The following is a 26,749-nucleotide window of genomic DNA, read 5'->3' as shown; positions in this document are numbered from 1 at the left end:
GCGCTCAGGAGCGCGACTGGTACACGTAGGGCTGCTGGGGGATGCGCCCGGCGTTGTAGTCCTGCCAGGCATCGCGGTCCACCTGCTTGTCCCACAGCAGGGCGCGGCCGGCCTGCTGCTGGGCATCCAGCTCGGGCTTCTGGGCCTTGAGCTGCTTGATGAACTGGGTGGTGTCGGATTCGTAGTCGGGGCGGCGAAAGAAGGACATGGTGCGGTGCGTGAGCCTCTTGGTAACCGCGCATTTTAGCCCCGGCCCCTGGGCGACGGCCCGTGCGGCAGGCCCGCGGACGCTCTACAGTGCAGCCTGTGCGCCGCGACCGGGCGGCCGATCACCATGAGGATGGACCTACCGATGGCTTTACACCACTGGCTCAAGGGCGCGGGCGCCTCCCTGCTGGCCGTGCTCACCCTGCTGGCGGGCTGCGACGAGCAGCGCATCCGCGAGCTGGAAGAGGGCGTCTCTACCGAGCAAGACGTACGCGCGCGCTTTGGCGAGCCCGAGCAGGTCTGGCAGGAGGCCGACGGCTCGCGCACCCTGGAGTACAACCGCCAGCCGGCCGGGCGGCGCAACTACATGATCACCATCGGCACCGACGGCAAGATGAGCGCGCTGCGCCAGGTGCTGGCGCCGCACCACTTCGCCAAGGTGCAGCCCGGCATGACGCAGGAGCAGGTGCGCCGCCTGCTGGGCAAGCCTGGCAAGCAGGTGACCTACGAGCTCAAGCAGGAGACAGAGTGGGACTGGCACTGGACCGACGCCCCCGCGCAGGAGAAGCTGTTCACCGTGGTGTTCGGCGCCGACGGGCGCGTGCTGCGTGCGGCCAGCACCGAGAAGCTGCACGACGGTCCTTGAGCCGATCCTGGGCCGCCTCCTTGGAGCCGCCCTGAAATGCGCGAGCGGGGAGGGACGGGCGCGGGCGTCCAGCAGACCTAGGGTTTTCCATGAGATGATTGCGCCCCGGCGCCACCAGCGCCGCCCGCAGGATGCTCAGGAACCACACCATGGCCAGCCGCACCGCACACACTTTGCACGCCCAATCGTCTCTTTCCGCACTCGCGCCCGCTGGCGCGGCGCACGTTCCCTCTTCCAACGCCACCCTGCGCCACGGCCCGTTCGAGGACGCCCAGGCGCTGTTCGCCGGCTCGCTGTTCGTCGGGCTGGCCATGCTCATGTACGCCCAGGCCGGGCTGCTCACGGGCAGCACGGCGGGGCTGGCGTTCGTGCTGCACTACGCCACGGGCTGGTCGTTCGGCGCGGTGTACTTCCTCATCAACCTGCCGTTTTACTGGTTTGCCTGGCGCCACCTGGGGCGCGCCTTCACGCTCAAGACCTTCGTCTGCGTGGCCATGCTGTCGCTGGTGATGGTGCTGGCGCCGAACGTGTTCCACATCGACTACCTGCACCCGGCGTTCGCCGCGGTGGCCGGAGGGTTGCTGATGGGCACGGGCGTGCTGTTCCTGGCGCGCCACCAGTCCAGCCTGGGCGGCGCGACCATCGTGTCGCTTTACGCGCAGCAGCGCCACGGCATCCGGGCTGGCAAGGTGCAGTTGGGCATCGACTGCTGCGTGGTGCTGCTGGCGCTGTGCGTGGTGCCATGGCAGCGCGTGGCCTGGTCGGTGCTCGCCACGGTGGTGATGTGCGTGTTCCTGTGGGTGAGCCACCGGCCGGGACGCTACCAGGGCGGTTGATGCCGTTGATATGAAAAAGTGAGCTGCTCGCGCTTGTCTGGAAAGCGCTAGAGGCCAAAATCATTCATATAAAGAAAGCCCCGCGGTGCGGGGCTTTCTTGCGTGGGGCTCTCGGCCGCCTCACGGCGCGATCTTGCGCTTGAGCGCGCGCGCCACCTGCGGCGGCAGGCTGGGCAGGGCGCGCAGCAGCCAGGGCAGCACTTTGCGTTTGGGGCCGGCGAGCGACTCGGGCACCAGTGCTTCGATCAGGTGCGGCCCGGGGTGCGCCAGCGCGTATTCCAGCGCCTGGCAAAAGTCCTCGGCCGTGCTGGCGCGCACCGCATGCACGCCCATGCCCTGCGCGAGCTGGGCGAAGTTGAGTACCGGGCCCTTCAGGTCGAGCTGCGACTTGGCCTTGGGGCCCGCTTGCTCAGCGCCCACGCGCTCCAGCTCCACGTTCAGCACCGAGTAGCTGGCGTTGTTGAAGATCACGGACACCACATGCAGGTTCTCACGCGCCATGCTCCACAGCGCCTGGAGGGTGTACATCGCCGTGCCGTCGCCGATCAGTGCGATCACCGGGCGGTTGGGGCAGGCGATGGCCGCGCCCACGGCATTGGGCAGGCCCTGGCCGATGGCGCCGCCGGTCAGTGTGATCAGGTCGTGGCGCGGGCAGCCCGCCGTCATCACGCCCAGCATCAGGCCGGAGGTGATGGCCTCGTCGATGAGGATGGCGTTCTCGGGCAGCAGGTGGCCCACGGCCTTGCACACTTTGGGCGCGGTGAGCGGCCCGCGCGGGCGGCCGGGGCGCTGCGCCGGGGCCAGGGGCGGCTGCGTGGCGCTGGCGCCCAGCGCGGCGGACAGCTTGTCCAGGCTTGCCGCCGCGTCCTGCGCCGGGCTGCACAGGGTGTGCACCGTGCAGCCTGCGGGCACCAGGTCGCTGGCCTTGCCGGGGTAGGCGAAGAACGAGACGGGCGACTTCGCATCGACCAGCACCAGGTGCCGCGCGCCCGCCAGTTGCACGCCGGCCAACTCGGCCAGGTAGGCCACGCGCTCCACGGCGGGCAGGCCCGCGCCGCGCTCCATGCGGGTGGGAAACACCTCGGCGAGCAACTGCACGCCGCTGTGGGCGGCAATGCGCGCGGCGCTGCGCAGCGCCCCCTCGCGCAGCGCGTGGCCGCCCAGCAGCAGCACGGTCTTCTCACCCGCGCGGATGGCCTGCATGAGGGTCTGAGCCAGGGCCTGCACGGCCTCGTCGCTGGCGGCCGCGGGCGCGGGCACCTCCGGGGGCGGGCAGGGCTGGCCGCCCTCGCCCCACGACACGTCGGCCGGCAGGACCAGCGTGGCCACCTGGCCCGGCAGGCCGCGCGCGGCAGCAATGGCGTCTGCCGCGTCCTGGCACAGGGCCGCAGTGCTTTGCGCGGTGCGCACGAAGCCGGGCGAGACGTTGCGCGCCACGGTCTCGATGTCGGACTGCAGCTGCGCGTCGTACTGCGTGTGGTACGTGGCGTGGTCGCCCACGATGTTGACCACCGGCACCTTGCCCTTGCGTGCGTTGTGCAGGTTGGCCAGGCCGTTGCCCAGGCCGCAGCCCAGGTGCAGCAGCGTGGCGGCGGGCTTGCCGGCCATGCGTGCGTAGCCGTCGGCCGCGCCGGTGGCCACGCCCTCGAACAGCGCCAGCACGGCGCGCATGCGCGGCTCGCTGTCCAGCGCGGCGACGAAGTGCATCTCGCTCGTGCCGGGGTTGGTGAAGCAGACCTCGATACCGGCATCGGCCAGGGTCTTGAGCAGGGCTTGTGCGCCGTTCATGGGAATCTCCTTGCTTCTTTATTGATAGCTGCTGGCGTTTGATGGATAAGCGCTGGAGCCGTTTTTTGTCATAAATCCGTGTCGAGGTGCTGGGGGCCGATGTCGGCCACGCGCGTCACGCCCGCCAGCGTCATTGCCAGCAGCAACTCGCGCTGCCACTGGGCCAGCAGGGTGCGCACGCCCGCCTCGCCCTGCGCCGCCAGCGCCCACACCCAGGGGCGGCCGATGAGCACACCGCGCGCGCCCAGGGCCAGGGCCTTGAACACATCCACGCCGCTGCGCACGCCGCCGTCCACCAGCACCTCAGTCTGCGCGCCCACAGCCTGGGCGATGGCGGGCAGCTTGGCGGCGGTCGAGGCCACGCTGTCGAGCTGGCGCCCGCCGTGGTTGGAGACGACGATGCCGTCCGCGCCCACCTGCACGGCGGCTTGGGCGTCCTGCACGTCCAGAATGCCCTTGAGCAGCAGGAGGCCCTTCCATTGGCCGCGCAGCCAGTCGATGTCCTGCCATGTCACGCTGGGGTCGAACTGCGCGTCCACCCAGGCCTTGAAGGCGTTTAGGTCGCGCGCGCCGGGCACCTGCGCGGTCAGGTTGCCAAAGCGCAGCGGCTGGCCGCGCAGCGCCACGTCCTGCACCCAGCCGGGGCGCGCCAGCACCTGTGCGGCGCGGATGAGCGCCGGGCGCACGCCGCTCGCGGCCATGCCGTGGCGGATGTCGCGCAGGCGCATGCCGGGCAGCGGCGGGTCCACCGTGAAGACCAGCGTGCGGCAGCCGGCGGCCCAGGCACCGTCCAGCAGCGCGCGCACCGCGCCGCGGTCGCGCAGCATGTAGAGCTGGAACCAGGGAGGCGTACCGGCGGCGGCCGCCACCTCGGAGATGGGGCAGATGCCCACGGTGGAGAGCGTGAATGGCACGCCCGCCGCCCACGCCGCGCGCGCGGCCTGCGCCTCGCCCCGGCGCGCGGCCATGCCCGCCAGACCGATGGGCGCCAGCGCCAGCGGCAGCGCGCAGGGTTGGCCTGCCAGGGTGGCGCGGGTGTCCACCTGGGCCACGTCCACCAGCACGCGCTGGCGCAGGCGCAGGGCGGCGAGGTCGTGCACGTTGGCGGCCAGCGTGCGCTCGTCGCTGGCGCCGCCGTCGATGTAGTCGAACAGGAAGCGCGGCAGGCGCTGCGCTGCGAGGCGGCGCCAGTCGGCGACCGATGCGGGGTAGCCCCTCATGCGCCGGCCCTCCCGGTGATGGCGCGCGCCGCTGCGCGTGCGGTGAGGATGCAGCCGGGCAAAAAGGTGCCTTCCAGCGAGCGCTTGCCGTTCGCACCGCCGCCGCCAAAACCTGCCGCCTCGCCCACGCAGTACAGGCCGTCGATGGGCTGGCCTGCGCCGTCGAGAACGCGGCTGTGCAGGTCCGTTTGCAGCCCGCCCAGGCTTTTGCGCGTAATGAGCTGCATCTGGATGGCGATGAACGGCCCCGCGCCGCGTTGTTGCAGCGGTGCGGGCGCGCAGGTGCGCAGCCGGTCGGGGCCCCACTGGCGCGCGTGCAGGATGCGGCGGATCTGGTCGTCGTTGTGCAGCTTGGCGCCGTGGGCGAAGTTGGCGTCGAACGCGTCGGCCGTGGCCTGCAGTACCTCAGGCGCCACATCGAGCGAGGCGGTCAGCGCGTTCATCTTCGCGGCCAGCCCGGCCAGCGTGTCGTCCACCAGGAAATGCGGGCTTTGCCGCTGCATCTGGCGCACCAGGCGGTGGTTGCCCAGCAGCGTTTCCTTGAGGAACTGCGGGAATTGCCTGTCGCGGATGCGCTGGTTGTGCTCGGCGCCGGAGATGGCGAACTCCTTGGCCGCGATGCGCCAGTTGAGCAGGTGCCAGGTCCAGGGCTTTTCCTGCGCGGCCACACGCTGGCACAGCCAGTGCGTGTCGAAGCCGGTGACCAGCGGCGCGGGGCCGATGCGCTCGCCCCGGTGGTTCAGCCACAGCGCCGACTTGCACGGAATGGCCGACAGGCCGTGCCCGTCGAAATGCGGGAACGGGTGTGGAAAGCCCGCCGCGTAGTTCCACATCTCGCCCGCGTGCGTGATCTGCGCGCCCAGGCGGGCGGCGTGGCGGTGCAATTTGCCATCGGCGAACGGGTGCGCGCCATTGAGCATGGCGGCGGGGCGGGGCCGGCCCTGGGGCCAGTTGGCGCGGGTCTCCTCGTGCCCGCCGTTGATGCCGCCCATGGCCAGCACCACCACCGGGGCTTGCAGGCGTACTTCCTCGCCCGTGGCTTCGTTCACCGCCACGGCGCCGGAGATCCGTCCACCCTGGTGGTCCAGTGCCGTGACGCGGTGGCCGTGCAGCAGTGTGAGCCTGCTGCCTTCACCCGCACGCCGCAGCGCCGCGATCAGGCACCGCGTGAGTTCGCGCGAGGTGCCCCAGACGATGTGGTAACGCGGCAGGCTGTTGCCCTCGCCGTTCAATCCACGCTCCACCCAGTTCACCGCGGGCATGAACTTCACGCCCTCCTGCAACAGCCAGTCGTGCACCTGCGCGCGCGAATGCTCCACGTAGTGGCGCGCCCAGGCGCGGGGCCAGTGGTCGTCAGCGTCCAGCTCGCCAAAGCGCAGCCAGTCGGCCAGCGCACGCTCGGGCGTGTCGGGGATCTTCATCTTTGCCTGCAGCGGCGTGCCCACCAGGGCCATGCCGCCGAAGGCCCGCAGCGCCAGGCCGCCGAAGCGTTCAGGCGTGTCGCGGTCCACCAGCGTGACGCGCTGGCCCGCGCGCAGCAGCTCCAGCGCGGCCACGATGCCGGCCAGACCGCCGCCAATGACGACGGTGTCGGAATGTTGGGTTGCCATGCGGCTGTCTCCTTGCGCGCTCTGTGTGGCGCACTGCCGGCCAAGATAGCGGCATATCATGGCGCGGCATAGACTTTGGAGGCCATGGAAATTGACCTTGCAGGCCAGCGTTTCGATGAGTTGGGTGAACACCGTGCTGGCCGCCGCCGAGCGCGCGGGCGTGGCGCGCGAGCGCCTGCTGGCGCAGGCGGGCATCGTGCCGGCCGAGCTGGCGCACGAGCGCTGGCCCATTGACCACATCACGCGGCTGTGGCGCGCAGCCGTGCACTGCACGCAAGATTCGGGTTTTGGCCTCAAGGTGGGGGCACAGGTGGGGCCGGGCAGTTTCAATGTGGTGAGCTACCTGCTGCAGTCCGCGTCCAGCCTGCGCGCGGCCATTGCCGCGGTGCAGCAGTACCAGCGCCTCATCAGCGACGGCGGGCGTTTCCAGACGATCGCGGGCGAAACCGCCAGCTGGGTGGTGTACCACCCGCGCCAGGGCGCGCTGGCATTCAGCCCGCACCAGATCGAGGCGGTGCTGGCCGCGGTCGTGGCGTTTGCGCGGTGGGTCACGGGACAGGTGGTGCGTCCGCGGCAGGTGCAGTTCAGCCAGGCACGCATCGGGCCGCTGGCGGGTTACCGCGAGGCCTTCGGCTGCGCCGTGGAATTCGAGCAGGCCTTCAGCGGCGTGCTGCTGGACAACGCGCTGCTGGACGCGCCGCTGCCCCAGGCCGACGAGCAGCTCGCGCGCCTGCACCGCGAACATGCGACGACACGGCTGGCGGCGCTGTCAGCGCCGGCCGACCTGGCGCAGGCGCTGCACGCATGGATGGCCGATCAATTGCAAGCGCCGCTGCAAGGCAAGGCCCCCGAGCGCGCCCAGGCCGCGGCAGCGCTGGGACTGAGCGAGCGCACCCTGGCGCGACGCATGCAGGCGCTGGGCTTGAGCTACACCGCCGTACTGGACGCGGCGCGGCACCAGGCCGCACTGCACGCGCTGGCGCAGGCGGACCGCCCGCTGGGCGAGATCAGCCAGTCGCTGGGGTTCGCGGAGCCCAGCGTGTTCAACCGGGCCTTTCGCCGCTGGACAGGCTGCACACCGGGGCAGTGGCGGCAGGCCGCGCGGCCACCGGGCGAACCCTCGGCGTGACCATGCGTCCGTCCTGTGGCGGGTGCCGCCAGGCAACGCGCGCAGCGGCTACGGCAGCGCCTCAGGCGTGGGTGCCGCCTGCTCCTGCGGCGGGGCATCCGGCAGCGGCTGCGGTGCGCCGCCTTCGCGGTAGCGGACGGTGATGCCGCTGTGGTCTTCTTCGTCGGTCATCGCGTCATAGGCCTTGCCCACGCCTTTACCGACAACCTTGGCCGTGCCCACGGCGGCGTCGGCCGCCAGCCCCACGGCGGTCGCCGTGACACTGACGGCGGCTGCACCCACCGCCACCACCGTGCACCCCGAAAGCAAGGCGCACAAAAAAACCCCTGCCGCCGCAAGGCGCAGGGGCTGGCGCGATCGCCGAGGCTGGGGCATCAGTGGATGCGCATGCCCGGCTGCGCGCCGGGGAAGGGCTCCAGTACGAAGATGCCGGGGTGCGCCTTCTCGTCGGCGTGGCTGGCGGCCAGCACCATGCCCTCGCTCAGGCCGAACTTCATCTTGCGCGGCGCCAGATTGGCCACCATCACCGTGAGCTTGCCCTGCAGGTCCTCGGGCTTGTACATGCTGGCGATGCCGCTGAAGACGTTGCGTGTCTGCCCTTCGCCCACGTCCAGTGTCAGGCGCAGCAGCTTGGTGGAGCCTTCCACGGCCTCGCATTTCACGATCTTCGCGATGCGCAGATCCACCTTGGCAAAGTCGTCGATGGTGATCGTCGGGGCGATTTCCTCTCCGCCGGGGATGACCTTTTCGACTGCGGGAGCCGGCGGCTCGAACAGCGCGTCCAGTTGCTCCTGCGTCACGCGCTGCATCAGGTGCTGGTACTGGCCGATCTGGTGGCCGGCGCCCAGGGGCTGGGCCACTTCGGCAAACTGCTCGGGCGGCACGATGAGAAAGCGGGCCACCTCGGCCGCCACCTGCGGCAGGATGGGCTTGAGGTAGATCGTCAGGATGCGGAAGGCCTCGATGCAGGTGGTGCAGACGTCCTGCAGGCGCGCCTCCATGCCCTCCTGCTTGGCCAGCTCCCAGGGCTTGTTGGCGTCCACGTAGCTGTTCACGCGGTCGCACAGCAGCATGGTCTCGCGCACGGCGCGGGCCGTGTCGCGCGCCTCGTAGGCCGCAACGATGGGACCGGCCTGTTCGCGCAGCTGCGCCAGCAGCGCCTGGCCATCGGCGCTGACTTCGCCCAGCTTGCCGCCGAAGCGCTTGAAGATGAAGCCCGCGGCACGGCTGGCGATGTTCACGTACTTGCCGATCAGGTCGGAATTCACGCGGGCCATGAAGTCTTCGGGGTTGAAGTCGATGTCTTCGTTCTTGCCGTTGAGCTTGGCGCCCAGGTAGTAGCGCAGCCACTCGGGGTTCATGCCCAGGGCCAGGTATTTGAGCGGGTCCAGCCCCGTGCCGCGGCTCTTGCTCATCTTCTCGCCGTTGTTCACGGTCATGAAGCCGTGCACGCAGATCTTCGTGGGCGTCTTGCGGCCGCTGAACTTCAGCATGGCGGGCCAGAACAGCGTGTGGAAGGTGATGATGTCCTTGCCGATGAAGTGGTACTGCTCCAGCTGCGGGTCGGCCATGTAGGCGTCGTAGTCCTCGCCGCGCTTGTTCAAGAGGTTCTTGAGCGAGGCCAGGTAGCCCACGGGGGCGTCCAGCCACACGTAGAAGTACTTGCCCGGCGCATCGGGGATCTCGATGCCGAAATAGGGGGCGTCGCGGGAGATGTCCCAGTCGTCCAGACCTTCGCTGGTCGTGCCGTCGGGATTGGTGCGCGTGCCGAACCATTCCTTGATCTTGGCGGCCACCTCGGGCTGCACATGCTGGCCGTTCTGCGTCCACTCGGTCAGGAACTCCACCGCGCGTGGGTCGGAGAGCTTGAAGAAGAAGTGCTCGGAGGTCTTGAGCACCGGCTTGGCGCCCGACAGCGCCGAGTAGGGGTTGATCAGGTCGGTGGGCGCGTAGACCGAGCTGCAGACCTCGCAGTTGTCGCCGTACTGGTCCTTGGCATGGCAGCGCGGGCACTCGCCCTTGATGAAGCGGTCGGGCAGGAACATGTTCTTCTCGGGGTCGAAGAACTGCTCGATGGTGCGCGTCTCGATGAAGCCGGCGGCCTTCAGGTCCAGGTAGATCTGCTGGGACAGCTCGTGGTTCTCCGGGCTGTCGGTGTTGCTCCAGTTGTCGAAGGCGATGTGAAAGCCATCCAGGTATTGCTTGCGCCCGGCGGCGATGTCGGCCACGAACTGCTGGGGCGTCTTGCCCGCCTTCTCGGCGGCAATCATGATGGGCGCGCCATGGGCGTCGTCCGCGCCAACGAAATTGACCGCGTTGCCCTGCATGCGCTGCGCGCGCACCCAGGTGTCGGCCTGGATGTACTCCATGATGTGGCCGATGTGGAAATTGCCGTTGGCATACGGCAGGGCGGTGGTGACGAAGATCTTGCGTGCGGTCATCGGGGGCGGCTCTCCAGTCGCCTCGGGTTTCGAGGCGCAACCCTCGATTTTAGGGCGTGTCAGTACCTGGGAAGGCGCACGGGATTGCCGTGGTCCTGCCAGCCGAAGAAGGCGCAGATCTCGCTGCGCCGCGCCAGCGCGTCCCCGTGGCCCAGTGCCATGAGCTCTTGCGTGTAACCCCGCTCGAACAGCAAATAGCTGGCCAGCGCGCCGGTGCCCGCGTCAGGCCGGTCGGCGCGCACGCCCAGCGCGCTGAGCAGGGTGCGGATGGTCCCCGGCAGGTCGCACACATGCCGCGCCGCCATCTCGTCCAGGTTGCGCGAGGGGGCGAACACCAGCAGCTCCAGCGGCCGCAGCGGGCTGTGGCTGCGCGCCTCGGGCGGAATCAGCGCCAGCGTCTGGTTGATGCGCTGGGCGCGCTCGATATCCACCGACAGCGCATCCAGAAAGATGTTGGACAGCGTGTGGCCCGCCACCTGGGCCAGCGCCGGATAGGGCTGCTGCGTGCCAGCCATGCAGGGGCGCGGCGGCTCATAGGTGCGGCTGGTGCCCACCACCAGCAGGCGCCGCGCACCCAAGTGGATGGCGGGCGCCAGCGGCGCGGTCTGGCGCATGGAGCCGTCGCCGAAGTATTCGGTGTGTCCGTCGATGGCCAGTGGCGCTGCCGGGAACATGAACGGAATGGCCGACGAGGCCAGCAGGTGGTTGCGCGTGATGGGGCCGCGCGCGGATTTGCGCAATGAGCGTACCCAGGGCTCCTGGGCGTCTCCGGCGTCAAAGAACGCCACGTGCTGGCCCGAGCTGTAGCTGGACGCGGTCACCGCCAGGGCGCGCAGGTGGCCCGCGCGGATCAGCCGCGGCACGCGCGCCAGCGGTACCAACTGGTCCAGCAGTTGCGCGAGCGGCGCGTTGTCCAGCAGCGAGTGCGGGCGCATGCGGCTCCAGCGGGTGAGGGCCCAGCCCAGCGATAGCAGCGTGAGCCAGCGCGCGCCGCTGCGCATCACGCTCAGGGAGTCGGCGCGGTACACCTGTCGGGCATGGAACTGGGTCCACACGCGCGCCAGGCGCCGCACCGTGCGGTCGAACTGGTCCGCGCCACAGGCCAGGGCCGCGGCATTGATGGCCCCGGCCGAGGTGCCGGTGAGGATGCCGAATGGCGCCGGCCCGCGCCGCTCGCCGCAGGCCAGCCGCAGGTCGGCAATCGCCTGCAGCACACCCACCTGGTAGGCGGCGCGCGCGCCTCCGCCCATCAGCACCAGGCCGGTGTGCGCATGGGCAGGGGTGCGGGTCATGGAACAACGCGGCGTGGGTTGCGCCTTGCTTTTTTACCCTGCGGGCGTGGCCTTGAGCAGCAGGGCGGCCAGGGCGTTGCCCTCCAGCAGCACCACGCCATGCTCGCGTGCAAAGCTGCGCGCGGTCTCGCTCACGGTGCCGGTCAGCGCCACGTACACGGCCTGCGCGCCTTGCTGCTGCGCTTGGGCGTGCAGTTCACGCAGGGGTTCCACACCATGGGTGGCGGCCTTCCAGCGGCGTGCGGCCACCAGCACCGCGCGGTCGCCCTGCGTGATGCGCAGGTCCGCGTGCAGACCGGCCAGGCGCTGCACCTCGTGCCCCTCGGTGCGCCATGCGCGCTCCAGCGTGTTGGCGAAATCCTTCCACGGCATGGCGGCGGCTGCCTGCAGCACACCTTCCACCCTCGCGGCGCTCGGGGCGCGCCACTGGCGCCACGCGGCGATGCAGCCAATCACGGCGATCGGCAGCGCGCCCATGGCGGCGAACGGGGCGATGTCCCTCGGCAGCAGTGCGCCGCAGACGAGCACGATGGCGGCGGCGATGGCAAAGCTCACCCACCAGGGCGAGCGCAGCAGGATTGCGAAGCCCGAGTTCGGGGCCATCTTCAGTTTCACAAAGGAGTCCTTGAGGAATGAGGTGGGTTTGAGCCTAGCCGAAGGCGGCGTGTTCCCGTACGAATCGCCGGGATTTCATGTGCGCAAGAGGGGTTCAAAAATGATAGCTGCTCACGCTTGCCCATAAGGCGATGCAGCCTGATTTGACGCTAATCTATTCCAGCGCCAGCACGGCCTGCGCCACGCCGGCGATGCCCTCGGGCGACAGGTCCGGTGCGCCTACGCGCTGGCGCTGCTCCCACCGCGCAAAGTTGCGTGCCTGGGAGCGGCCGTAGTGCGGGTCGTAGTGCAGCAGCATCAGCTCGGCGAACAGCGCGGACAGCTCCCCCGCCCGGGCCCAGGCCTGCCAGCGCTGCACGACTTCCTTGCCCTGCAGCTCGGTGAGCGTGCCCAGGCGCTTGGCCAGTGCATCGGGGTCGTCGCCTAGGTAAGCGTAGTCGCGCAGCAGGTAGGCCAGGCGCTCTTCGGGCGTGGCTTCGATCTCGATGCACGCGGCGGCGCGCAGGCGTTGCACCAGCGGCACGGGTACCGTGAGGCGGCCGATGCGCGCGCTCTCACCCTCCACATACACGGGGCGGGACAGGTCCAGCGCCTCCAGTGCGGTGGCGATCTGTGTCTCGAAATTTTTCTGCGATGGCTGGGGCACGCCCGGCAGCGCGCCGAGCAGCGAGCCCTTGTGGCGGGCGCAGTGCTCCAGGTCCAGCACCTGCGCGCCCATACTGGCCAGTTGCTGCAGCACGCGCGTCTTGGCGCTGCCGGTGGCACCCACCAGCACGCGCAGCTCCAACTGCGGCACCAGGGTCTCGATCTGCGTCATCACATGGCGGCGAAAGGACTTGTAGCCGCCGGCGAGCTGCTGCGCGTCCCAGCCCACCAGGCGCATCCACTGCACCATGGAGCCGCTGCGCATGCCGCCGCGCCAGCAGTAGACCAGCGGGCGCCAGTGTGCGGGCTTGTCGGCGAAATGCGTGCGCAGGTGGTGCGCCAGGTTGGCCGCCACCATGGCCCCGCCCACGCGGCGCGCCTCGAAGGCGCTTTGCTGCACGTAGATGGTGCCGACGATGGCGCGCTCCTCGTCGTTCAGCACCGGACAGTTGATCGCGCCGGGGATGTGGTCCTCGGCGTATTCGGCGGGCGAGCGCGCGTCGATGAGGGTGTCGAACTGATGGCGGTCTTCGGGACGGGTGGGGCGGTGGTGGGACACGGGAATGCAGTGCTGAACAAAGCCGGGCAGGTGCGAATCTGGGATGATGCGCGCGGCGCGCCCGCGGCACACTTTTTTGCGTCGGGGCAGGCGCCATTGTCCGTCACCGCGCTTTTTCCCTGTTTGCCATGAATGCTTCCGCCCCCACCGCCGCCCCTTCCCATCCGCGCCTGACCTCGCTGTCGCATGGCGGCGGCTGCGGCTGCAAGATCGCGCCGGGCGTGCTGTCGCAGATCCTGCAGCAAAGCGGCGCGGGCGCCGTCATGCCGCCCGAATTGATGGTGGGCATCGAGACCTCGGACGACGCGGCCGTGTACCGCCTGAACGAGAGCCAGGCGCTGGTGGCTACCACGGACTTCTTCATGCCCATCGTGGACGACCCGTACGAGTTCGGCCGCATCGCCGCCACCAACGCGCTGTCCGACGTGTACGCCATGGGCGGCAAGCCCATCATGGCGCTGGCGCTGGTGGCCATGCCGGTGAACACGCTGCCGCTGGACGTGATCGGCGCCATCGTGCGCGGCGGGCAGGACGTGTGCCGCGCGGCGGGCATCCCGATCGCGGGCGGCCACACCATCGACTCGGTCGAGCCCATCTACGGCCTGGTGGCCATGGGCCTGGTGCACCCGGACCGGGTGCGCCGCAACGCCGGCGCCCAGCCGGGCGACGTGCTGGTGCTGGGCAAACCGCTGGGCGTGGGCGTGTATTCGGCTGCGCTGAAGAAGGAGCAACTGGCCGACGCCCACTACCGCGAGATGATTGCCGCCACCACGCGTCTGAACACCCCCGGCCCGCTGCTGGCCGAGCTGCCCGGCGTGCACGCCATCACCGACGTGACGGGCTTCGGCCTGGCCGGCCATGCGCTGGAGGTGGCGCGCGGCGCGGGCGTCACGGTGCAGATCGACTGGGCGCGCGTGCCGCTGCTGCCCGGCGTGGCGGACCTGGCCGCGGCGGGCTTCGTGACCGGCGCCAGCGGCCGCAACTGGGCCGGCTATGGCGACGGCGTGGCGCTGTCCGCCGGCCTGCCGGCCACCGCACAGGCGTTGGTGACGGACCCGCAGACCTCGGGCGGCCTGCTGGTGGCCTGCGCGCCGGACAGCGTGCAGGACGTGCTCGCGGTGTTCGCGCGCGAGGGCTTCGCGCAGGCGGCGGTGATCGGCAGCGTGCAGGCGGGGCCGGCACGGCTGGAGCTGCGTTGAACACGCCGCCGGGGTCGCCGCCGCAGCTGGCTACTCCGGCGGGGCAGGGGGGATTGCGCGAGCTGTCGCCGGCCTACTTCGGCCTGGTCATGGCCACAGGCATCGTTTCACTGGCTGCGGACATGCTGGGCCATCCCCTGCTGGCGCGCGCGTTGCTGGCCCTGAATGCCGTGCAGTACGTGGTGCTGTGGGTCTTGTATGTACTGCGGGCCTGGCGCTATCCCCGGCGTTTCTTTGGCGACATGGTGGACCACGCGCGCGGGACCGGCTACTTCACCATGGTGGCTGCCACGGGCATCCTGGCCAGCCAGTGCATCGTGCTGCTGGGCCATGTGCCGCTGGGCTTCGCGCTATGGGCGCTGGCGGCGCTGCTGTGGCTGGTGTTGACCTACACCATCTTCACGGCCTTCACCATCCGCCGGGACAAGCCCCCGCTGGACCGGGGCATCAGCGGTGCCTGGCTGCTGGCCGTGGTGTCCACGCAGGCGCTGGCCGTGTCCAGCGCCCTGCTGGCCGCGCGCATCGGCCAGCCGCTGCGGCTGGAACTCAACCTGCTGGCGCTGTCCATGTGGCTGTGGGGCGGCATGCTCTACATCTGGATGATGGCGCTGATCTTCTACCGCTACCTGTTCTTTCCCTTCTCACCGGGCGACTTGTCGCCGCCGTACTGGATCAACATGGGGGCCATGGCCATTTCCACGCTGGCCGGATCGCTGCTGATCCTGAACGCGCCGCAGGCGCCGTTCCTGGTGTCGCTGCTGCCGTTCCTCAAGGGCTTCACGGTGTTCTACTGGGCCGCGGGCACCTGGTGGATTCCCATGCTGGTGCTGCTGGGCATCTGGCGCCACGGCGTGCGCCGCTTTCCGCTGCGCTACGACCCGCTGTACTGGGGCGCGGTGTTTCCGCTGGGCATGTACGCGGCCTGCACCTGGCAGATGGACCAGGCCATGGCCTTTGGCTTTCTGGATGCGCTGCCCCGGCTGTTCTTTGCCGTGGCGCTGCTGGCCTGGCTGCTGGCGTTCATCGGCATGCTGCGCATGCGTGGCGCGCCAGCTGCGTGGGCTGTAGGCAAACAAAGGCACAGGCGCGCCAGTGCCAAGGCCGCTTGGCTAGACTCCGGCTTTCTCTTCAGCAAACCACACAACCATGGCACTCACAGAACAGGCATTGTTGGCGGCGATCGCCGGCGTCCAGGATCCGCACACGGGCAAGGACTTCGTGAGCACGCGCGCGGTGCGCAATGTGCAGATCAACGGCGGCGATGTCGCCTTCGACGTGGAGCTGGGCTACCCCGCCAAGAGCCTGGTGCCCGAGTTGCGCCGCCAGTTCATCGCCGCTGCCAAGGCAGTGGCGGGCGTGGAGAACGTGTCGGTCAACATCAACACCAAGGTGATCGCGCACGCGGTGCAGCGGGGCGTACAGCTGCTACCGCAGGTGAAGAACATCATCGCCGTGGCCTCGGGCAAGGGCGGCGTGGGCAAGAGCACCACGGCCGCCAACCTGGCCCTGGCGCTGGCCGCCGAAGGCGCCCGCGTGGGCGTGCTGGATGCCGACATCTACGGTCCCAGCCAGCCCATGATGCTGGGCATCAGCCGCCGCCCGGAGAGCGAGGACGGCAAGACCATGGAGCCGCTCGAGAACTACGGCGTGCAGGTCATGTCCATCGGCTTCCTGGTGGACCAGGACGAGGCCATGATCTGGCGCGGCCCCATGGCTACGCAGGCGCTGGAGCAGCTGCTGCGCCAGACCAACTGGAAAGACCTGGATTACCTCATCATCGACATGCCGCCGGGTACGGGCGACATCCAGCTCACGCTCTCCCAGCGCGTGCCCATGACCGGCGCGGTGATCGTCACCACGCCGCAGGACATTGCGCTGCTGGACGCCAAGAAGGGCATCAAGATGTTCGAGAAGGTGGGCGTGCCCATCCTGGGCATCGTGGAGAACATGGCCGTGCACGTGTGCAGCAACTGCGGCCATGTGGAGCACATCTTCGGCGCCGACGGCGGCAAGAAGATGGCCGCCGACTATGGCATGGACTACCTGGGCGCGCTGCCGCTGGACATGCACATCCGCCTGCAGGCCGACAGCGGCAAGCCCACCGTGGTGGCCGACCCTGACGGCGAGGTCGCGCAGATCTACAAGAAGGTGGCGCGCGATGTAGCCGTGAAGATTGCGCAGCGGGCCAAGGACTTCTCCAGCAAGTTCCCCACCATCTCGATCAGCAAGAACACCTGATCTGTCAGGGCGCGGTGCGGCTCAGCGCAGCGCGAGCCGCGCGCCCGCGCCTTCCTCTGCTTCGCCCATCACGGGCAGCGGCTTGCCGTCCGGTGCGCGCACCGTGCTCAGCAGCGCCACCACGCGGGCCTGCGTCTCGGCAGGTAGTGGCGCAAAGCCGGTGCCGGCCACCGCGCGGTCGCCCATCAGGAACGAGCGATAGAAGAAGTTGAGCGCGCGTGCCGTGCGCTCGGGCGCGGCGGGCTTGCTGTTGATCACGATGTAGGTGGCCGACACGATGGGCCAGGCCATGGGGCTGTCCACGTCCACCAGCGGCGGCGCGTTCAGGCCGTCACGAAACAGGTTGGCGCCGCGCACGGCGGCGCGGTAACTCGCCAGCGAAGGGGTCACCCATTCGCCGCGCCGGTTGCGCAGCGCGACGGCGGCGGGACCGTCGCCCACCACATAGTCCGATGACACGTAGCCCAGGGCACCGGCGGTGGCCTGCACCGCCGCCACCATCTTGCTGGAACCCTCCACGGCCTGGATCGCGCCGCCGGCGGGCCAATTCGCACGTCCGTCCTTGAGGGGGATGGCGCTGTCGTCCGCGGCCGCGGCCAGCCGCAGGTAGGCGAGCAGCACTTGCGTGGTGCCCGAGCCGTCGGCCCGCACGACGCGCGTGATCGGCAGGTTGGGCAGCTTCAATTCAGGGTTCAGCGCGGCAATCGCCTTGTCGTTCCAGTGGTCGATGCGTGCGGCGAAGATGGCGGCCAGCACGTGCGCATCCAGGCGCAGCCGCCCGCTGGCTACGCCCGGCAGGTTCACGACTGGCACCACACCGCCCACCAGCGTGGGGAACTGGATCAGGTGATGCTGGGCCAGTTCCTGCTGCGACAGGGGAATGTCGGTGGCGCCGAAGTCGACCTGCTGCGCCTTGATCTGCTGCACGCCTTGGGTAGAGCCGACGGCTGCGTACTGGACCTTGGTGCCGCGCTCCTGCGCATAGTGGCTGGCCCACTGGGCATACACCTTGGCAGGAAAGGAAGCGCCCGCGCCACGCAGGGTGATGTCTTGGGCCAGTGCGGGTGCGGCCAGGCCGAGGCTGACCAGCGCGGGGGCGGCGATCAGCGCGATACGCGATCGGAAAGTCGTTTGCATAGCGAGAAAGCGTCGGAAAGAGTGGTAGAGCAGGGCCCGCATGCGCCGCAATCCAGGGGTGCGGCGGCGGGGGCCTGCAGGGCCGGGCGGGAGCCAGGAGCGGAGCGCGGCTTTGAAGGGCGCGCATCTTACCGGCCTTTGCAAGGAGGCAGGACGGCTGGATGAAATGCCATGCAGCGGGAGCGGTATGGGGCCAAGGTGCCGAGGGCAAGCGAAATGCGGCGGGGCGGTGTGCCGGACAGCAGGGCCCCGCCTCAGTCCTGCCAGGTGGGACGGCGTGCATTGACGCCGCGGGGGGCGCGGCGCACACTGCCTGCGCTTCCTTTTCCCCGCGATTCCATGATCTCCCGACCCGAATTCACCGCCGTGCCCGTGGCCACGGCAGACGATCTGCGCGAGCGCCTGCGCCGCAAGGCCCACCTCAAGGGTCGTCAGCCCGAGGCCTCTGCCTTGGCCGAGGTGCAGGCGCTGATCGGCACGCGCCCGCCCGAGGGCTATGCGCGCGACCGGCTTATCGAGCACCTGCACCTGATCAACGATCGCCACGGCGCGCTGTACGAGCGGCACCTGGTGGCGCTGGCGCGCCTGATGAACCTGCCCATGGCCGAGGTGTACGAGGTGGCAAGCTTCTACCACCACTTCGAGGTGCTGCGCGACGCCGACGGGCCGCCACGCCTGGTGCTGCGCGTGTGCAACGGGCTGTCCTGCTGCATGGCGGGGGCCGACGCGTTGCTGGCCGAACTGCCCGGGCGGCTGAGCGCCGCGGGCCATGGCGACGTGCGTGTGCAGGCCGCGCCGTGCGTGGGCCGCTGTGAGCAGGCGCCCGTGGCCGTGGTGCACCAGTGCCCGGTGCCGCGTGCCACTGTGGGCGCGGTGCTGGAGCAGGTCGATTTGATGCCGAATCGGGCTCAGGCCCAGCACCCTCAAGCGTCAACAGCTCCTGATTTTGAAGCGCTGCCGCAAACGGCCATCACGCGCGGACCGGAGGTGGTCGCGCCGCCGTGGGTGGGATTGGCCGCCTATCGGGCGCGCGGCGGCTATGCGTTGGTCGCCGGCCTGGCGCAGGGGCGCGTGCCGGCCGACGGCGTGCTCGCGGCCATGGAGGACTCAGGCCTGCGCGGCCTGGGCGGTGCGGGTTTCCCGGCGGGGCGCAAGTGGCGCATCGTGCGCGAGCAGGCGGCCCTTGCCGGGCGCCAGGCCGCCCCGAGCGAGGCAGCGGCCCCCTCGGCGGGTAGCGGACCACGCGAAGCCGGGGAGCGTGGGGGCGTGGCCCTCATGGCGGTGAACATCGACGAGGGTGAGCCCGGCACGTTCAAGGACCGCACTTACCTGGAGCGCGACCCGCACCGCTTCCTGGAGGGTGTGCTGGTGGCTGCACAGGTGGTGGGCACCGCAGAGGTGTACATCTACCTGCGCGACGAATACCACGGCTGCCGCGCCCTCCTGCAGGCAGCGATTGCCGAACTGCAGGCCGACCCGCCGTGCGCCTTGCCGCGCATCAAGCTGCGCCGCGGGGCAGGCGCCTACATCTGCGGCGAGGAGTCCGCGATGATCGAGAGCATCGAAGGCAAGCGCGGCGAGCCGCGCATGCGCCCGCCCTATATCGCCCAGGTGGGGTTGTTCGGCCGGCCCACGCTGGAGCACAACTTCGAGACGCTGTACTGGGTGCGCGACATCGTGGAAAAGGGCCCCCAGTGGTTTGCCAGCTTCGGCCGCCACGGGCGCAGGGGGCTGCGCAGCTTCAGCGTGAGCGGGCGGGTGAAGGAACCCGGCGTGAAGCTGGCGCCCGCGGGCATCACGCTGCGTGAACTGGTGGATGAATACTGCGGCGGCATGGCCGACGGGCACGTGCTGTATGCCTACCTGCCCGGTGGCGCGTCGGGCGGCATCCTGCCGGCGCGGCTGGCCGATGTGCCGCTGGACTTCGACACGCTGCAGCCGCACGGCTGCTTCATCGGATCGGCGGCCGTGATCGTGCTCAGCCAGCACGACCGCGCGCGCGATGCGGCGCTGAACATGATGCGTTTTTTTGCGCACGAGAGCTGCGGCCAGTGCACGCCGTGCCGCGTGGGCACGGCCAAGGCGGCGCAGCTCATGCAGGCGCCGCTGTGGGACGAGGACACGCTGGACGACCTGGCGCAGGTGATGGCCGACGCTTCCATCTGCGGGCTGGGGCAGGCGGCACCCAACCCGATCCGCTGCATCCACAAGTACTTTGCGCATGAGGTGGGCGAGGGCCCCTGGCCCGGCGACCTGCCGCTGCCGCGCGGCGGCGTGCGCACCGAGCGCATCCCGCCCGCCGCAGTGCCGGAGGATCGCCCATGAGCGCCGCACCGCACACCGGCGCAGGCGCCGTGCCGTTCGAGCTCGACGGCGAACTCTTGCAGGCCCTTCCGGGCGAAACCCTGTGGCAGGCCGCGCGCCGCTACGGCGTGCAGATCCCCCACCTGTGCCACACCGATGGCCTGCGGCCCGACGGTAACTGCCGCGCCTGCGTGGTGGAGATCGAAGGCGAGCGCACGCTGGCGCCCAGCTGCTGCCGCGCGCCCACGCCCGGCATGCGCGTGCACGCCCAGAGCCCCCGCGCGCTCAAGAGCCAGCAAATGGTGCTGGAACTGCTGCTGTCCGACATGCCAGAGACCGGCTACAAGTGGAACGACGCTTCAAAAACAATAGCTGATAACGCTTGCCAGGAGAGCGCTGGAGCACAATTTGACCAAGTACCAACGCCCCCGGGGCAGCATGGCGAGTTGAGCGCCTGGGCCGATGCGCTGGGCGTGGCCGTGCGTCCCGCGCTGGCCGCGCTGCGCCGCGCGCAGCCCGCGCCCGACCTGAGCCACCCGGCCATGGCCGTGCACCTGGACGCGTGCATCCAGTGCAACCGCTGCGTGCGCGCCTGCCGCGAGGAACAGGTCAACGACGTGATCGGCTATGCGCTGCGCGGAGCCGACAGCAAGATCGTCTTCGACCTGGACGACTCCATGGGCGCCAGCACCTGTGTGGCCTGCGGCGAATGCGTGCAGGCCTGCCCCACGGGCGCGCTGAGTCCCAAGACCCACATCGGCCCGCAGAAGGTGGACCGCACGGTGGACTCGGTCTGCCCGTTCTGCGGCGTGGGCTGCCTCGTCACCTACCACGTGAAGGACGAAAAAATCGTGCGCGTGGACGGCCGTGACGGCCCGGCCAACCGGGGGCGCCTGTGCGTGAAGGGGCGCTTTGGCTTTGACTACGCGCACCACCCGCAGCGCCTCACGGTGCCGCTGGTGCGCAAACCTGGCGTTCCCAAGGACTGGCAGGGCGCTGTGAGGCCCGAGGACTGGCGCGAGGTCTTCCGCGAGGCGTCCTGGGACGAGGCGCTGCAGCGCGCCGCAGGCGGACTGCGTGCGCTGCGCGATGCGCACGGCCCCAAGGCGCTTGCGGGGTTTGGCTCGGCCAAGGGCAGCAACGAAGAGGCCTACCTGTTTCAGAAGCTGGTGCGCGCCGGCTTTGGCAGCAACAACGTGGACCATTGCACGCGCCTGTGCCACGCCTCCAGCGTGGCGGCGCTGCTGGAGGGCGTGGGCTCGGGCGCGGTGAGCAACCCGGTGAGCGACGTGGCGCATGCCGAAGTCATTCTGGTGATCGGCTCCAACCCCACATCCAACCACCCCGTGGCCGCCACATGGATGAAGAATGCCGCCCGGCGGGGTGCAAAGATCGTGCTGGCCGACCCGCGCGTGACCGACATCGGGCGCCACGCCTGGCGCGTGCTGCAGTTCCGGCCCGACACCGATGTGGCCGTGCTCAACGCGCTGATCCACACGGTGATCGAGGAGGGCCTGGCCGACGAGGCCTTCATCCGTGACCGTGCGCTCAACTACGAGGCCCTGCGAGAGAACGTGCGCGCCTACAGCCCTGAGGCCATGGCGCCGCTCTGCGGCATTCCCGCGGACACGCTGCGCGAGGTGGCACGCGCGTTCGCCACGGCCAAGGCGTCGATGGTCCTCTGGGGCATGGGCGTGAGCCAGCATGTGCATGGCACCGACAACGTGCGCTGCCTGATTGCCCTCGCCACCGTCACCGGGCAAATCGGCCGGCCCGGCACGGGCTTGCATCCGCTGCGCGGCCAGAACAACGTGCAGGGCGCAAGCGACGCGGGCCTGATCCCGATGATGTTCCCCAACTACCAGCGCGTGGACAACGCCGAGGCGCGCGCGTGGTTCGAGCAGTTCTGGGGCTTGCCGCTGGACGACGCGCCGGGTTACACCGTGGTCGAGATCATGCACAAGGCCCTGGCCGATGAGGCCGACCCGCACAAGGTGCGCGGCATGTACATCATGGGCGAGAACCCGGCCATGAGCGACCCTGACCTGAACCATGCGCGCCAGGCGCTCGCGAGCCTGTCGCACCTCGTGGTGCAGGACATCTTCCTGACCGAAACCGCCTGGCTGGCCGACGTGGTGCTGCCCGCCAGCGCCTGGCCCGAGAAGACCGGCAGCGTGAGCAACACCGACCGCATGGTGCAGCTGGGCCGGCGCGCTCTCACGCCACCGGGTGACGCGCGGCCCGACCTGTGGATCGTGCAACAGATGGCGAAGGGCATGGGCCTGGCCTGGGACTACGAGGGCGCAGAAGCTGGCGTGGCTGCCGTCTACGAGGAAATGCGTCAGGCCATGGCCGGCGCCATCGCGGGTATCAGTTGGAACCGGCTGGAGCGCGAGTCCAGCGTGACCTACCCCTGCCTCTCGGCCGAGGACCCGGGCCAGCCCATCGTATTCACCGAGCGCTTTCCCACGCCCACGGGCCGCGTCACGCTGGTGCCGGCCGACATCATCCCGGCCGACGAGCGGCCTGATGCCGACTACCCGCTGGTGCTCATCACGGGCCGCCAGCTGGAGCACTGGCACACGGGCAGCATGACGCGGCGATCGGCCGTGCTGGACGCCATCGAGCCGCACGCCACGGCCTCGCTGCACGGCGACGAACTGGCGCGCCTAGGGCTGGCGCCGGGCGACTGGGCGGCGATCCGCTCGCGCCGCGGTGCCGTGCAGGTGCGTGTGCGCCGCGACGACGGCACGCCGCGCGGCGCGGTGTTCATGCCGTTTGCCTATGTGGAAGCGGCGGCCAACCTGCTCACCAATGCGGCGCTGGACCCGTTCGGGAAGATTCCCGAGTTCAAGTATTGCGCCGTGGCCGTGCGGGGCATTGCGCCGCCGCAGGGGCAGGGCGGCTGACTCCGGCGTACAGTGGCGCGCATGTCCTCTCGCCCCTTTATCTCCGTTGCTGTGGTCATGCGCCGCGAGCACCTGAACAACCGCTGGCAGCCCTGGCGCTGGTCCCTGGGCGAGGTCGTGCCGCATGAAGACGTGTTTGGCTCCGTGCCCCGCCTGTTGCGCCAGAGCGAGGCCGAGGAGCACTGGCTGTTCCCCGGCTTCGCCGTGGAGCTGTTCCGCGACGATGTCGAGGGCTACCACCTCAATCTGAGCGCGCCCGAGCCCTGTTGGTTCGTGCACTGGCGCATGGACGAGGAGCCCGGCGCGGACGGGCACCAGCTGGCGCGCCCGGTCGATGTGAGCCTGAGCTACCACGACGCGGGCCGATGGCTGGATGCGCAGGAAAACGTGGACCAGGTGCCCGCGCCCGGCCCGGTGCGCGAATGGCTTCAGGCCTTCGTGACGGAGCACTACCAGCCCGAGCCCAAGCGCCGCCGCCGGCCCGAGAGCTTCCGCCCACTGACCGACCGGTTCGGCAACCCCGCTTCCATCTCCACGGGCAAGACGCGCGGAGGCGGCGGTGGCGGTGGTGCGCCGGCAGAAGGCGAGGGCGGTCATGGCTGAGGGCTTCCTGGGCCGGTGGTCGCGGCGCAAGCAGGAGGCGCGAGACCCCGAAACCGCTTCCCAGACCGAGGTGGAGGTTGCTGCGGCGCCCGATCTGCCTCCGCAGCGTGAAGCACCTGTGGCACCCGTGCAGCAACTCACCGCACAGCCAGCAGCGCAACCGGCAGCCGCAGCGCGGCCGTTGCCTACGCTGCAGGACGTGCAGGCGCTCACGCCAGAGTCCGACTTCTCCAGTTTCGTGACGCGCGGCGTGGCGCCGGAGGTTCGCAACGCCGCCATGAAGAAGCTGTTCAGCGACCCGCACTTCAATGTGATGGACGGGCTGGATGTCTATATCGACGACTACACCCAGCCCACGCCGCTGCCGCTGAGCACGCTGCGCCAGCTCGCCAGCGCCAAGGTGCTGGGGCTGGTGCAGGAGGACGCGCCGCAGGAGCGCTCCAGCACGGCAAAGGCCGGCCAGGGTGCTGGGGTGATCGAGCCGCAGCAGGCCGCGGGCGACCTTGATGTGGCACAGTCCGGCGTATGCAACGCCATTCCTAGCCCGCAGGCGCCGGATGCTGTACCGCAGCAGACCGCGCCCGCCAGCCACCTACCCGATGCCCAAGACGCTGATATGCGATTGCAACCGGACCATGCCTCTGGACCCCAGGGCACTGGGAACGGCTCTGCATGAGGAGCTGACGCTCCACTCCACCCTGTGCCGCCGCGAGGCCGGCGCCTTCCAGCAGGCCGTGCGCAGCGGCGAGACGGTGCTTGTCGCCTGCACCCAGGAACAACGCCTGTTCACCGAACTGGCCGAGCAGACCGAAGGGGCCACTTCGCCCCTGCGCTTCGTCAACATTCGCGAGACTGGCGGCTGGAGCCGCGATGCGCGCCAGGCCGGCCCCAAGATCGCTGCGTTGCTGGCGGCGGCCCATCTGCCAGAGCCCGAGCCTGTGCCCACCGTGAGCTTTCGCAGTGGTGGACGTCTGCTGATCATCGGCGCGCTGGATGCCGCCGAGCGTGCGGCCACGCTGCTGGCTGACGTGCTGGACGTGACGCTGTTCGCGCAAGGCCCCGGTGATGCCGGTGGCCGGCAAGAGCGGCGCTTTCCCGTGCTGGGCGGGCGCGTTGTGTCACTCAAGGGTTGGCTGGGGCGATTTGCGCTGCAATGGACGGCGGACAACCCCATCGACCTGGACCTGTGCACGCGCTGCAATGCCTGCGTGACCGCCTGCCCCGAGAACGCCATCGGGCTCGATTACCAGATCGACATGACGGCCTGTACCGGCCACCGCGATTGCGTGAAGGCCTGCGCGGTGGCGGGTGCCATCCGCTTCGAGCGCGAGGCCGAGGTGCAGTCGCAGGACTTTGATCTGGTGCTGGACCTGCGCCCTGCCGGCGCCGGGCCCACCTTTTTGCAGCACGCGCTGCCGCAGGGGTACTTCCGCTGGGACGGGCACGACCTGCAGGCGCTGCTGCGCCTGCGCGACCTGGTGGGTGAATTCGAGAAGCCCAAGTTTTTCAGCTACCGCCAGAAGCTCTGCGCCCACAGCCGCAACCGTGGGGTGGGCTGCAATGCCTGCGTGGACATCTGCTCGGCCGAGGCCATCAGCAGCGACCCCGTGCGCCAGCAGGTGGTGGTCAATCCACACCTGTGCGTGGGCTGCGGCGCCTGCACCACGGTCTGCCCCACGGGCGCCATGGGCTATGCCTACCCGTCCGCGCAGGACATGGGCACGCGCATCCGTACCCTGCTGTCCACTTACGCCCAGGCCGGCGGCCGCCAGCCCAGCCTGCTGCTGCACAGCCAGGAGAGCGGGCAGCAGCTCGTGCATGAACTGGGGCGCGCGGCCCAACTGGGCGTGGCCCAGGGCGTGCCCGCGCACATGATCCCCGTGGCGCTGTGGCATACAGCCAGTGTCGGTATCGATCTGTGGCTCAGTGCCATCGCGCAGGGGGCGACACAGGTGGCGGTGCTGTTCACGGGGGACGAGGCACCGCAGTACGTGGAAGGCCTGCAGTCGCAGATGGCGGTGGCGCAGGCGTTGTTGCACGGCCTGGGCTATACGGGCACGCATCTGCATTGCGTGCATGCGCGCTCCGCGACCGATCTGGATGCGGGGCTGCGCGCGATCGGCGGCGCGTGTGGCAGCGTACCGGCGCAGGCCGCCCGCTTCACGCCGACCAATGACAAGCGCGCCACGCTGGAGCTGGCGCTGGATCATCTGGTGACCAATGCCCCCGCGCGCGAGTTGCCCGAGGCCATTGCGCTACCCAAAGGGCCATCTCCGTGGGGTACGGTGGTCGTGGACAAGGACCGCTGTACGTTGTGCCTGAGCTGCGTGAGCGCCTGCCCCGCCGGCGCGCTGCAGGACAATCCGCAGGCACCGCAGCTGCGCTTCACTGAGCAGAATTGCGTGCAATGCGGCCTGTGCGAGCGCACTTGCCCCGAGAACGCCATCGCGCTGCAGCCGCGCATGCTGCTCACGCCGGAGCGCGGCCAGCCGCGCGTGCTGAACGAGACCCAGCCCTATGGCTGCATCCGCTGCGGCAAGCCTTTCGGCACGCTGCAGGCCATCGAGGCCATGCTGGGCAGGCTGGCCGACCACCCGATGTTCCAGGGCGAGGCGCTGGAACGCCTCAAGATGTGCGGCGACTGCCGCGTGATTGACCTGTACTCCGCCCAGAACGAAGCGAAAGTGACCGACCTGTGAGCAGCCCCACCACAGCCCACCTCACCGCCCCGGCCACCACCTCCGCGCTGGATGAGGAAACCGCGCGCGCAGAGTTGTACGGCCTGTTGGCCCAGCTGTACTACGCCTCGCCCGATCCGGCGCTGCTGGATGCGTTGCGCGTCGCCGTGACCGAGGCGCCCGCCAGCGGCGCCTTTTTGCAGGAGCCTTGGCAGCAGCTCGTTGCCGTGGCGCGTGAGCTGACGGACGGCGCGGTGGCCGACGAGTACGACGCGCTCTTTGGCGGCGTGGGCAAGCCCGAGGTATTCCTGTACGGCTCGCACTACCTGAGCGGCTTTCTGAACGAAAAGCCCCTGGCGCGGCTGCGCACCGACCTGCAGCGCCTGGGCCTGGCCGCCCCGGAGGACATGCCCGATACCGAGGACCACATCGCCTACCTGTGCGAGGTGATGCGCTACCTGATCGCTGGTGACGATGGGGGCGTGTGCCACCTGGAGTCGCAGCGCACCTTCTTTGCCGCGCATATCCAGCCCTGGGTGCTGCAGTTGTGTGATGTGCTGGAGCAGCAGCCGCGGGCGCGCTTTTACGCCGTCCTGGCGCGGTTCACGCGCGCCTTCGTGGCAGTGGAGTCGCAGGGCTTCGACATGCTCGAGTAAGCGCGGCGCCGCACCTAGCGCGGAACGTGCAACGGTG

Annotated in this window: 21 protein-coding genes and 1 pseudogene; 12 read left to right on the top strand and 10 right to left on the bottom strand. The window is 69.7% G+C overall.

The features are described from left to right. Nucleotides 1–4: 4 nt before the first annotated feature. Complete coding sequence (locus tag HND92_RS15560) at nt 5–208, bottom strand: DUF3460 family protein (RefSeq protein ID WP_011806589.1); 204 nt, start codon at nt 206–208, stop codon at nt 5–7. Between the two features lie 144 nt (nt 209–352). Between HND92_RS15560 and bamE the strand changes: the two genes are divergently transcribed. Both bamE and HND92_RS15550 read left to right on the top strand, forming a co-directional pair. Beyond that, nucleotides 353–853 carry an outer membrane protein assembly factor BamE gene (gene bamE, locus HND92_RS15555; RefSeq protein ID WP_011806588.1) on the top strand — a complete coding sequence of 167 codons (501 nt, stop codon included), beginning with the start codon at nt 353–355 and terminating at the stop codon, nt 851–853. Between the two features lie 149 nt (nt 854–1,002). Then, entirely contained in the window at nt 1,003–1,689 is a 687-nt protein-coding gene (locus HND92_RS15550) for a YitT family protein (protein ID WP_011806587.1), read from the top strand. A 120-nt stretch (nt 1,690–1,809) separates the two neighbouring features. Here the strand turns inward: HND92_RS15550 and HND92_RS15545 are convergent, their stop codons facing one another. The 3 genes from HND92_RS15545 to HND92_RS15535 form a co-directional block, all read right to left on the bottom strand. After that, nucleotides 1,810–3,477: an acetolactate synthase large subunit gene (locus tag HND92_RS15545; protein ID WP_172208286.1), complete on the bottom strand. Its 1,668-nt coding sequence runs from the start codon at nt 3,475–3,477 to the stop codon at nt 1,810–1,812. Nucleotides 3,478–3,545: 68 nt separating this feature from the next. Beyond that, a complete protein-coding gene (locus HND92_RS15540) occupies nt 3,546–4,697 on the bottom strand; it encodes an L-lactate dehydrogenase (protein ID WP_172208284.1) in 1,152 nt (383 codons plus the stop codon). Beyond that, nucleotides 4,694–6,307, bottom strand: coding sequence for an FAD-dependent oxidoreductase (locus tag HND92_RS15535; RefSeq protein ID WP_172208282.1), 1,614 nt, complete (start codon nt 6,305–6,307; stop codon nt 4,694–4,696). The genes HND92_RS15540 and HND92_RS15535 overlap by 4 nt, the downstream gene beginning before the upstream one ends. A 115-nt stretch (nt 6,308–6,422) precedes the next feature. On the opposite strand from HND92_RS15535, the gene HND92_RS15530 reads away from it, so the two are divergent. Further along, entirely contained in the window at nt 6,423–7,436 is a 1,014-nt protein-coding gene (locus HND92_RS15530; RefSeq protein ID WP_253940053.1) for an AraC family transcriptional regulator, read from the top strand. Nucleotides 7,437–7,484: 48 nt separating this feature from the next. Here the strand turns inward: HND92_RS15530 and HND92_RS15525 are convergent, their stop codons facing one another. The 5 genes from HND92_RS15525 to mnmH form a co-directional block, all read right to left on the bottom strand. Then, a complete protein-coding gene (locus tag HND92_RS15525; RefSeq protein WP_253940052.1) occupies nt 7,485–7,727 on the bottom strand; it encodes a hypothetical protein in 243 nt (80 codons plus the stop codon). An 83-nt stretch (nt 7,728–7,810) separates the two neighbouring features. Next, the gene (gene metG, locus HND92_RS15520) at nt 7,811–9,877 is read right to left on the bottom strand and encodes a methionine--tRNA ligase (protein ID WP_172208278.1); all 2,067 of its coding nucleotides are present in this window, start codon (nt 9,875–9,877) and stop codon (nt 7,811–7,813) included. A 59-nt stretch (nt 9,878–9,936) separates the two neighbouring features. Then, complete coding sequence (locus HND92_RS15515) at nt 9,937–11,169, bottom strand: patatin-like phospholipase family protein (protein WP_172208266.1); 1,233 nt, start codon at nt 11,167–11,169, stop codon at nt 9,937–9,939. Nucleotides 11,170–11,202: 33 nt separating this feature from the next. Beyond that, entirely contained in the window at nt 11,203–11,772 is a 570-nt protein-coding gene (locus tag HND92_RS15510) for a restriction endonuclease (RefSeq protein WP_011806580.1), read from the bottom strand. A 166-nt stretch (nt 11,773–11,938) separates the two neighbouring features. After that, complete coding sequence (mnmH, locus tag HND92_RS15505; RefSeq protein WP_172208256.1) at nt 11,939–12,988, bottom strand: tRNA 2-selenouridine(34) synthase MnmH; 1,050 nt, start codon at nt 12,986–12,988, stop codon at nt 11,939–11,941. A 128-nt stretch (nt 12,989–13,116) separates the two neighbouring features. Here mnmH and selD point away from each other — a divergent pair, with 128 nt between their 5' ends. The 3 genes and pseudogenes from selD (at nt 13,117) to apbC (ending at nt 16,425) form a co-directional block, all read left to right on the top strand. Continuing rightward, a complete protein-coding gene (gene selD / locus HND92_RS15500; RefSeq protein WP_172208246.1) occupies nt 13,117–14,187 on the top strand; it encodes a selenide, water dikinase SelD in 1,071 nt (356 codons plus the stop codon). Then, a pseudogene (locus tag HND92_RS15495) lies at nt 14,184–15,233 on the top strand (tellurite resistance/C4-dicarboxylate transporter family protein); the annotation flags it as partial. The gene selD and the pseudogene HND92_RS15495, both read left to right, overlap by 4 nt. A gap of 100 nt (nt 15,234–15,333) precedes the next feature. Further along, entirely contained in the window at nt 15,334–16,425 is a 1,092-nt protein-coding gene (apbC, locus tag HND92_RS15490; RefSeq protein WP_172208244.1) for an iron-sulfur cluster carrier protein ApbC, read from the top strand. A gap of 21 nt (nt 16,426–16,446) precedes the next feature. On the opposite strand, the gene pstS is transcribed toward apbC, so the two are convergent. Beyond that, nucleotides 16,447–17,562: a phosphate ABC transporter substrate-binding protein PstS gene (pstS, locus tag HND92_RS15485; protein ID WP_172208242.1), complete on the bottom strand. Its 1,116-nt coding sequence runs from the start codon at nt 17,560–17,562 to the stop codon at nt 16,447–16,449. A 339-nt stretch (nt 17,563–17,901) separates the two neighbouring features. Here pstS and HND92_RS15480 point away from each other — a divergent pair, with 339 nt between their 5' ends. Genes HND92_RS15480 through HND92_RS15455 form a run of 6 tightly spaced genes read left to right on the top strand, consistent with a single transcriptional unit; the run spans nt 17,902 to nt 26,712 of the window. Next, on the top strand, nt 17,902–19,887 hold the full coding sequence (locus HND92_RS15480) for an NADH-ubiquinone oxidoreductase-F iron-sulfur binding region domain-containing protein (RefSeq protein WP_172208240.1): 1,986 nt from the start codon (nt 17,902–17,904) through the stop codon (nt 19,885–19,887). Next, complete coding sequence (gene fdhF / locus HND92_RS15475) at nt 19,884–22,775, top strand: formate dehydrogenase subunit alpha (RefSeq protein ID WP_172208238.1); 2,892 nt, start codon at nt 19,884–19,886, stop codon at nt 22,773–22,775. The genes HND92_RS15480 and fdhF overlap by 4 nt, the downstream gene beginning before the upstream one ends. A 21-nt stretch (nt 22,776–22,796) precedes the next feature. After that, a complete protein-coding gene (locus tag HND92_RS15470) occupies nt 22,797–23,378 on the top strand; it encodes a DUF3305 domain-containing protein (protein ID WP_015914112.1) in 582 nt (193 codons plus the stop codon). Next, nucleotides 23,371–24,054 carry a DUF3306 domain-containing protein gene (locus HND92_RS15465; protein ID WP_172208236.1) on the top strand — a complete coding sequence of 228 codons (684 nt, stop codon included), beginning with the start codon at nt 23,371–23,373 and terminating at the stop codon, nt 24,052–24,054. Before HND92_RS15470 ends, HND92_RS15465 begins: the two co-directional genes overlap by 8 nt. Next, nucleotides 24,014–26,077, top strand: a complete 2,064-nt coding sequence (locus HND92_RS15460) for a 4Fe-4S dicluster domain-containing protein (RefSeq protein WP_172208234.1) — start codon at nt 24,014–24,016, stop codon at nt 26,075–26,077. The genes HND92_RS15465 and HND92_RS15460 overlap by 41 nt, the downstream gene beginning before the upstream one ends. Beyond that, nucleotides 26,074–26,712 (top strand): molecular chaperone, encoded by a 639-nt coding sequence (locus tag HND92_RS15455; RefSeq protein ID WP_011806566.1) that lies wholly within the window; start codon nt 26,074–26,076, stop codon nt 26,710–26,712. Before HND92_RS15460 ends, HND92_RS15455 begins: the two co-directional genes overlap by 4 nt. Nucleotides 26,713–26,749 lie beyond the last annotated feature (37 nt).

Origin of the sequence: Diaphorobacter sp. JS3050 (assembly GCF_013154915.1) — a bacterium.
GTDB classification, from domain to species: Bacteria; Pseudomonadota; Gammaproteobacteria; order Burkholderiales; family Burkholderiaceae_C; genus Diaphorobacter; species Diaphorobacter nitroreducens.
This window is presented reverse-complemented; position numbering and strand designations above follow the sequence as displayed.

Bases quoted from the DNA above. Each gene is read 5' to 3' on its own strand.
- HND92_RS15470 (WP_015914112.1), top strand. From the start codon at position 22,797: ATGTCCTCTCGCCCCTTTATCTCCGTTGCTGTGGTCATGCGCCGCGAG.
- selD (WP_172208246.1), top strand. From the start codon at position 13,117: ATGAATGCTTCCGCCCCCACCGCCGCCCCTTCCCATCCGCGCCTGACC.
- HND92_RS15460 (WP_172208234.1), top strand. From the start codon at position 24,014: ATGCCTCTGGACCCCAGGGCACTGGGAACGGCTCTGCATGAGGAGCTG.
- HND92_RS15510 (WP_011806580.1), bottom strand. From the start codon at position 11,772: ATGGCCCCGAACTCGGGCTTCGCAATCCTGCTGCGCTCGCCCTGGTGG.
- HND92_RS15545 (WP_172208286.1), bottom strand. From the start codon at position 3,477: ATGAACGGCGCACAAGCCCTGCTCAAGACCCTGGCCGATGCCGGTATC.
- fdhF (WP_172208238.1), top strand. From the start codon at position 19,884: ATGAGCGCCGCACCGCACACCGGCGCAGGCGCCGTGCCGTTCGAGCTC.
- bamE (WP_011806588.1), top strand. From the start codon at position 353: ATGGCTTTACACCACTGGCTCAAGGGCGCGGGCGCCTCCCTGCTGGCC.
- HND92_RS15530 (WP_253940053.1), top strand. From the start codon at position 6,423: ATGAGTTGGGTGAACACCGTGCTGGCCGCCGCCGAGCGCGCGGGCGTG.
- HND92_RS15535 (WP_172208282.1), bottom strand. From the start codon at position 6,307: ATGGCAACCCAACATTCCGACACCGTCGTCATTGGCGGCGGTCTGGCC.
- HND92_RS15550 (WP_011806587.1), top strand. From the start codon at position 1,003: ATGGCCAGCCGCACCGCACACACTTTGCACGCCCAATCGTCTCTTTCC.
- HND92_RS15540 (WP_172208284.1), bottom strand. From the start codon at position 4,697: ATGAGGGGCTACCCCGCATCGGTCGCCGACTGGCGCCGCCTCGCAGCG.
- HND92_RS15560 (WP_011806589.1), bottom strand. From the start codon at position 208: ATGTCCTTCTTTCGCCGCCCCGACTACGAATCCGACACCACCCAGTTC.
- apbC (WP_172208244.1), top strand. From the start codon at position 15,334: ATGGCACTCACAGAACAGGCATTGTTGGCGGCGATCGCCGGCGTCCAG.
- HND92_RS15465 (WP_172208236.1), top strand. From the start codon at position 23,371: ATGGCTGAGGGCTTCCTGGGCCGGTGGTCGCGGCGCAAGCAGGAGGCG.
- pstS (WP_172208242.1), bottom strand. From the start codon at position 17,562: ATGCAAACGACTTTCCGATCGCGTATCGCGCTGATCGCCGCCCCCGCG.
- HND92_RS15480 (WP_172208240.1), top strand. From the start codon at position 17,902: ATGATCTCCCGACCCGAATTCACCGCCGTGCCCGTGGCCACGGCAGAC.
- metG (WP_172208278.1), bottom strand. From the start codon at position 9,877: ATGACCGCACGCAAGATCTTCGTCACCACCGCCCTGCCGTATGCCAAC.
- HND92_RS15515 (WP_172208266.1), bottom strand. From the start codon at position 11,169: ATGACCCGCACCCCTGCCCATGCGCACACCGGCCTGGTGCTGATGGGC.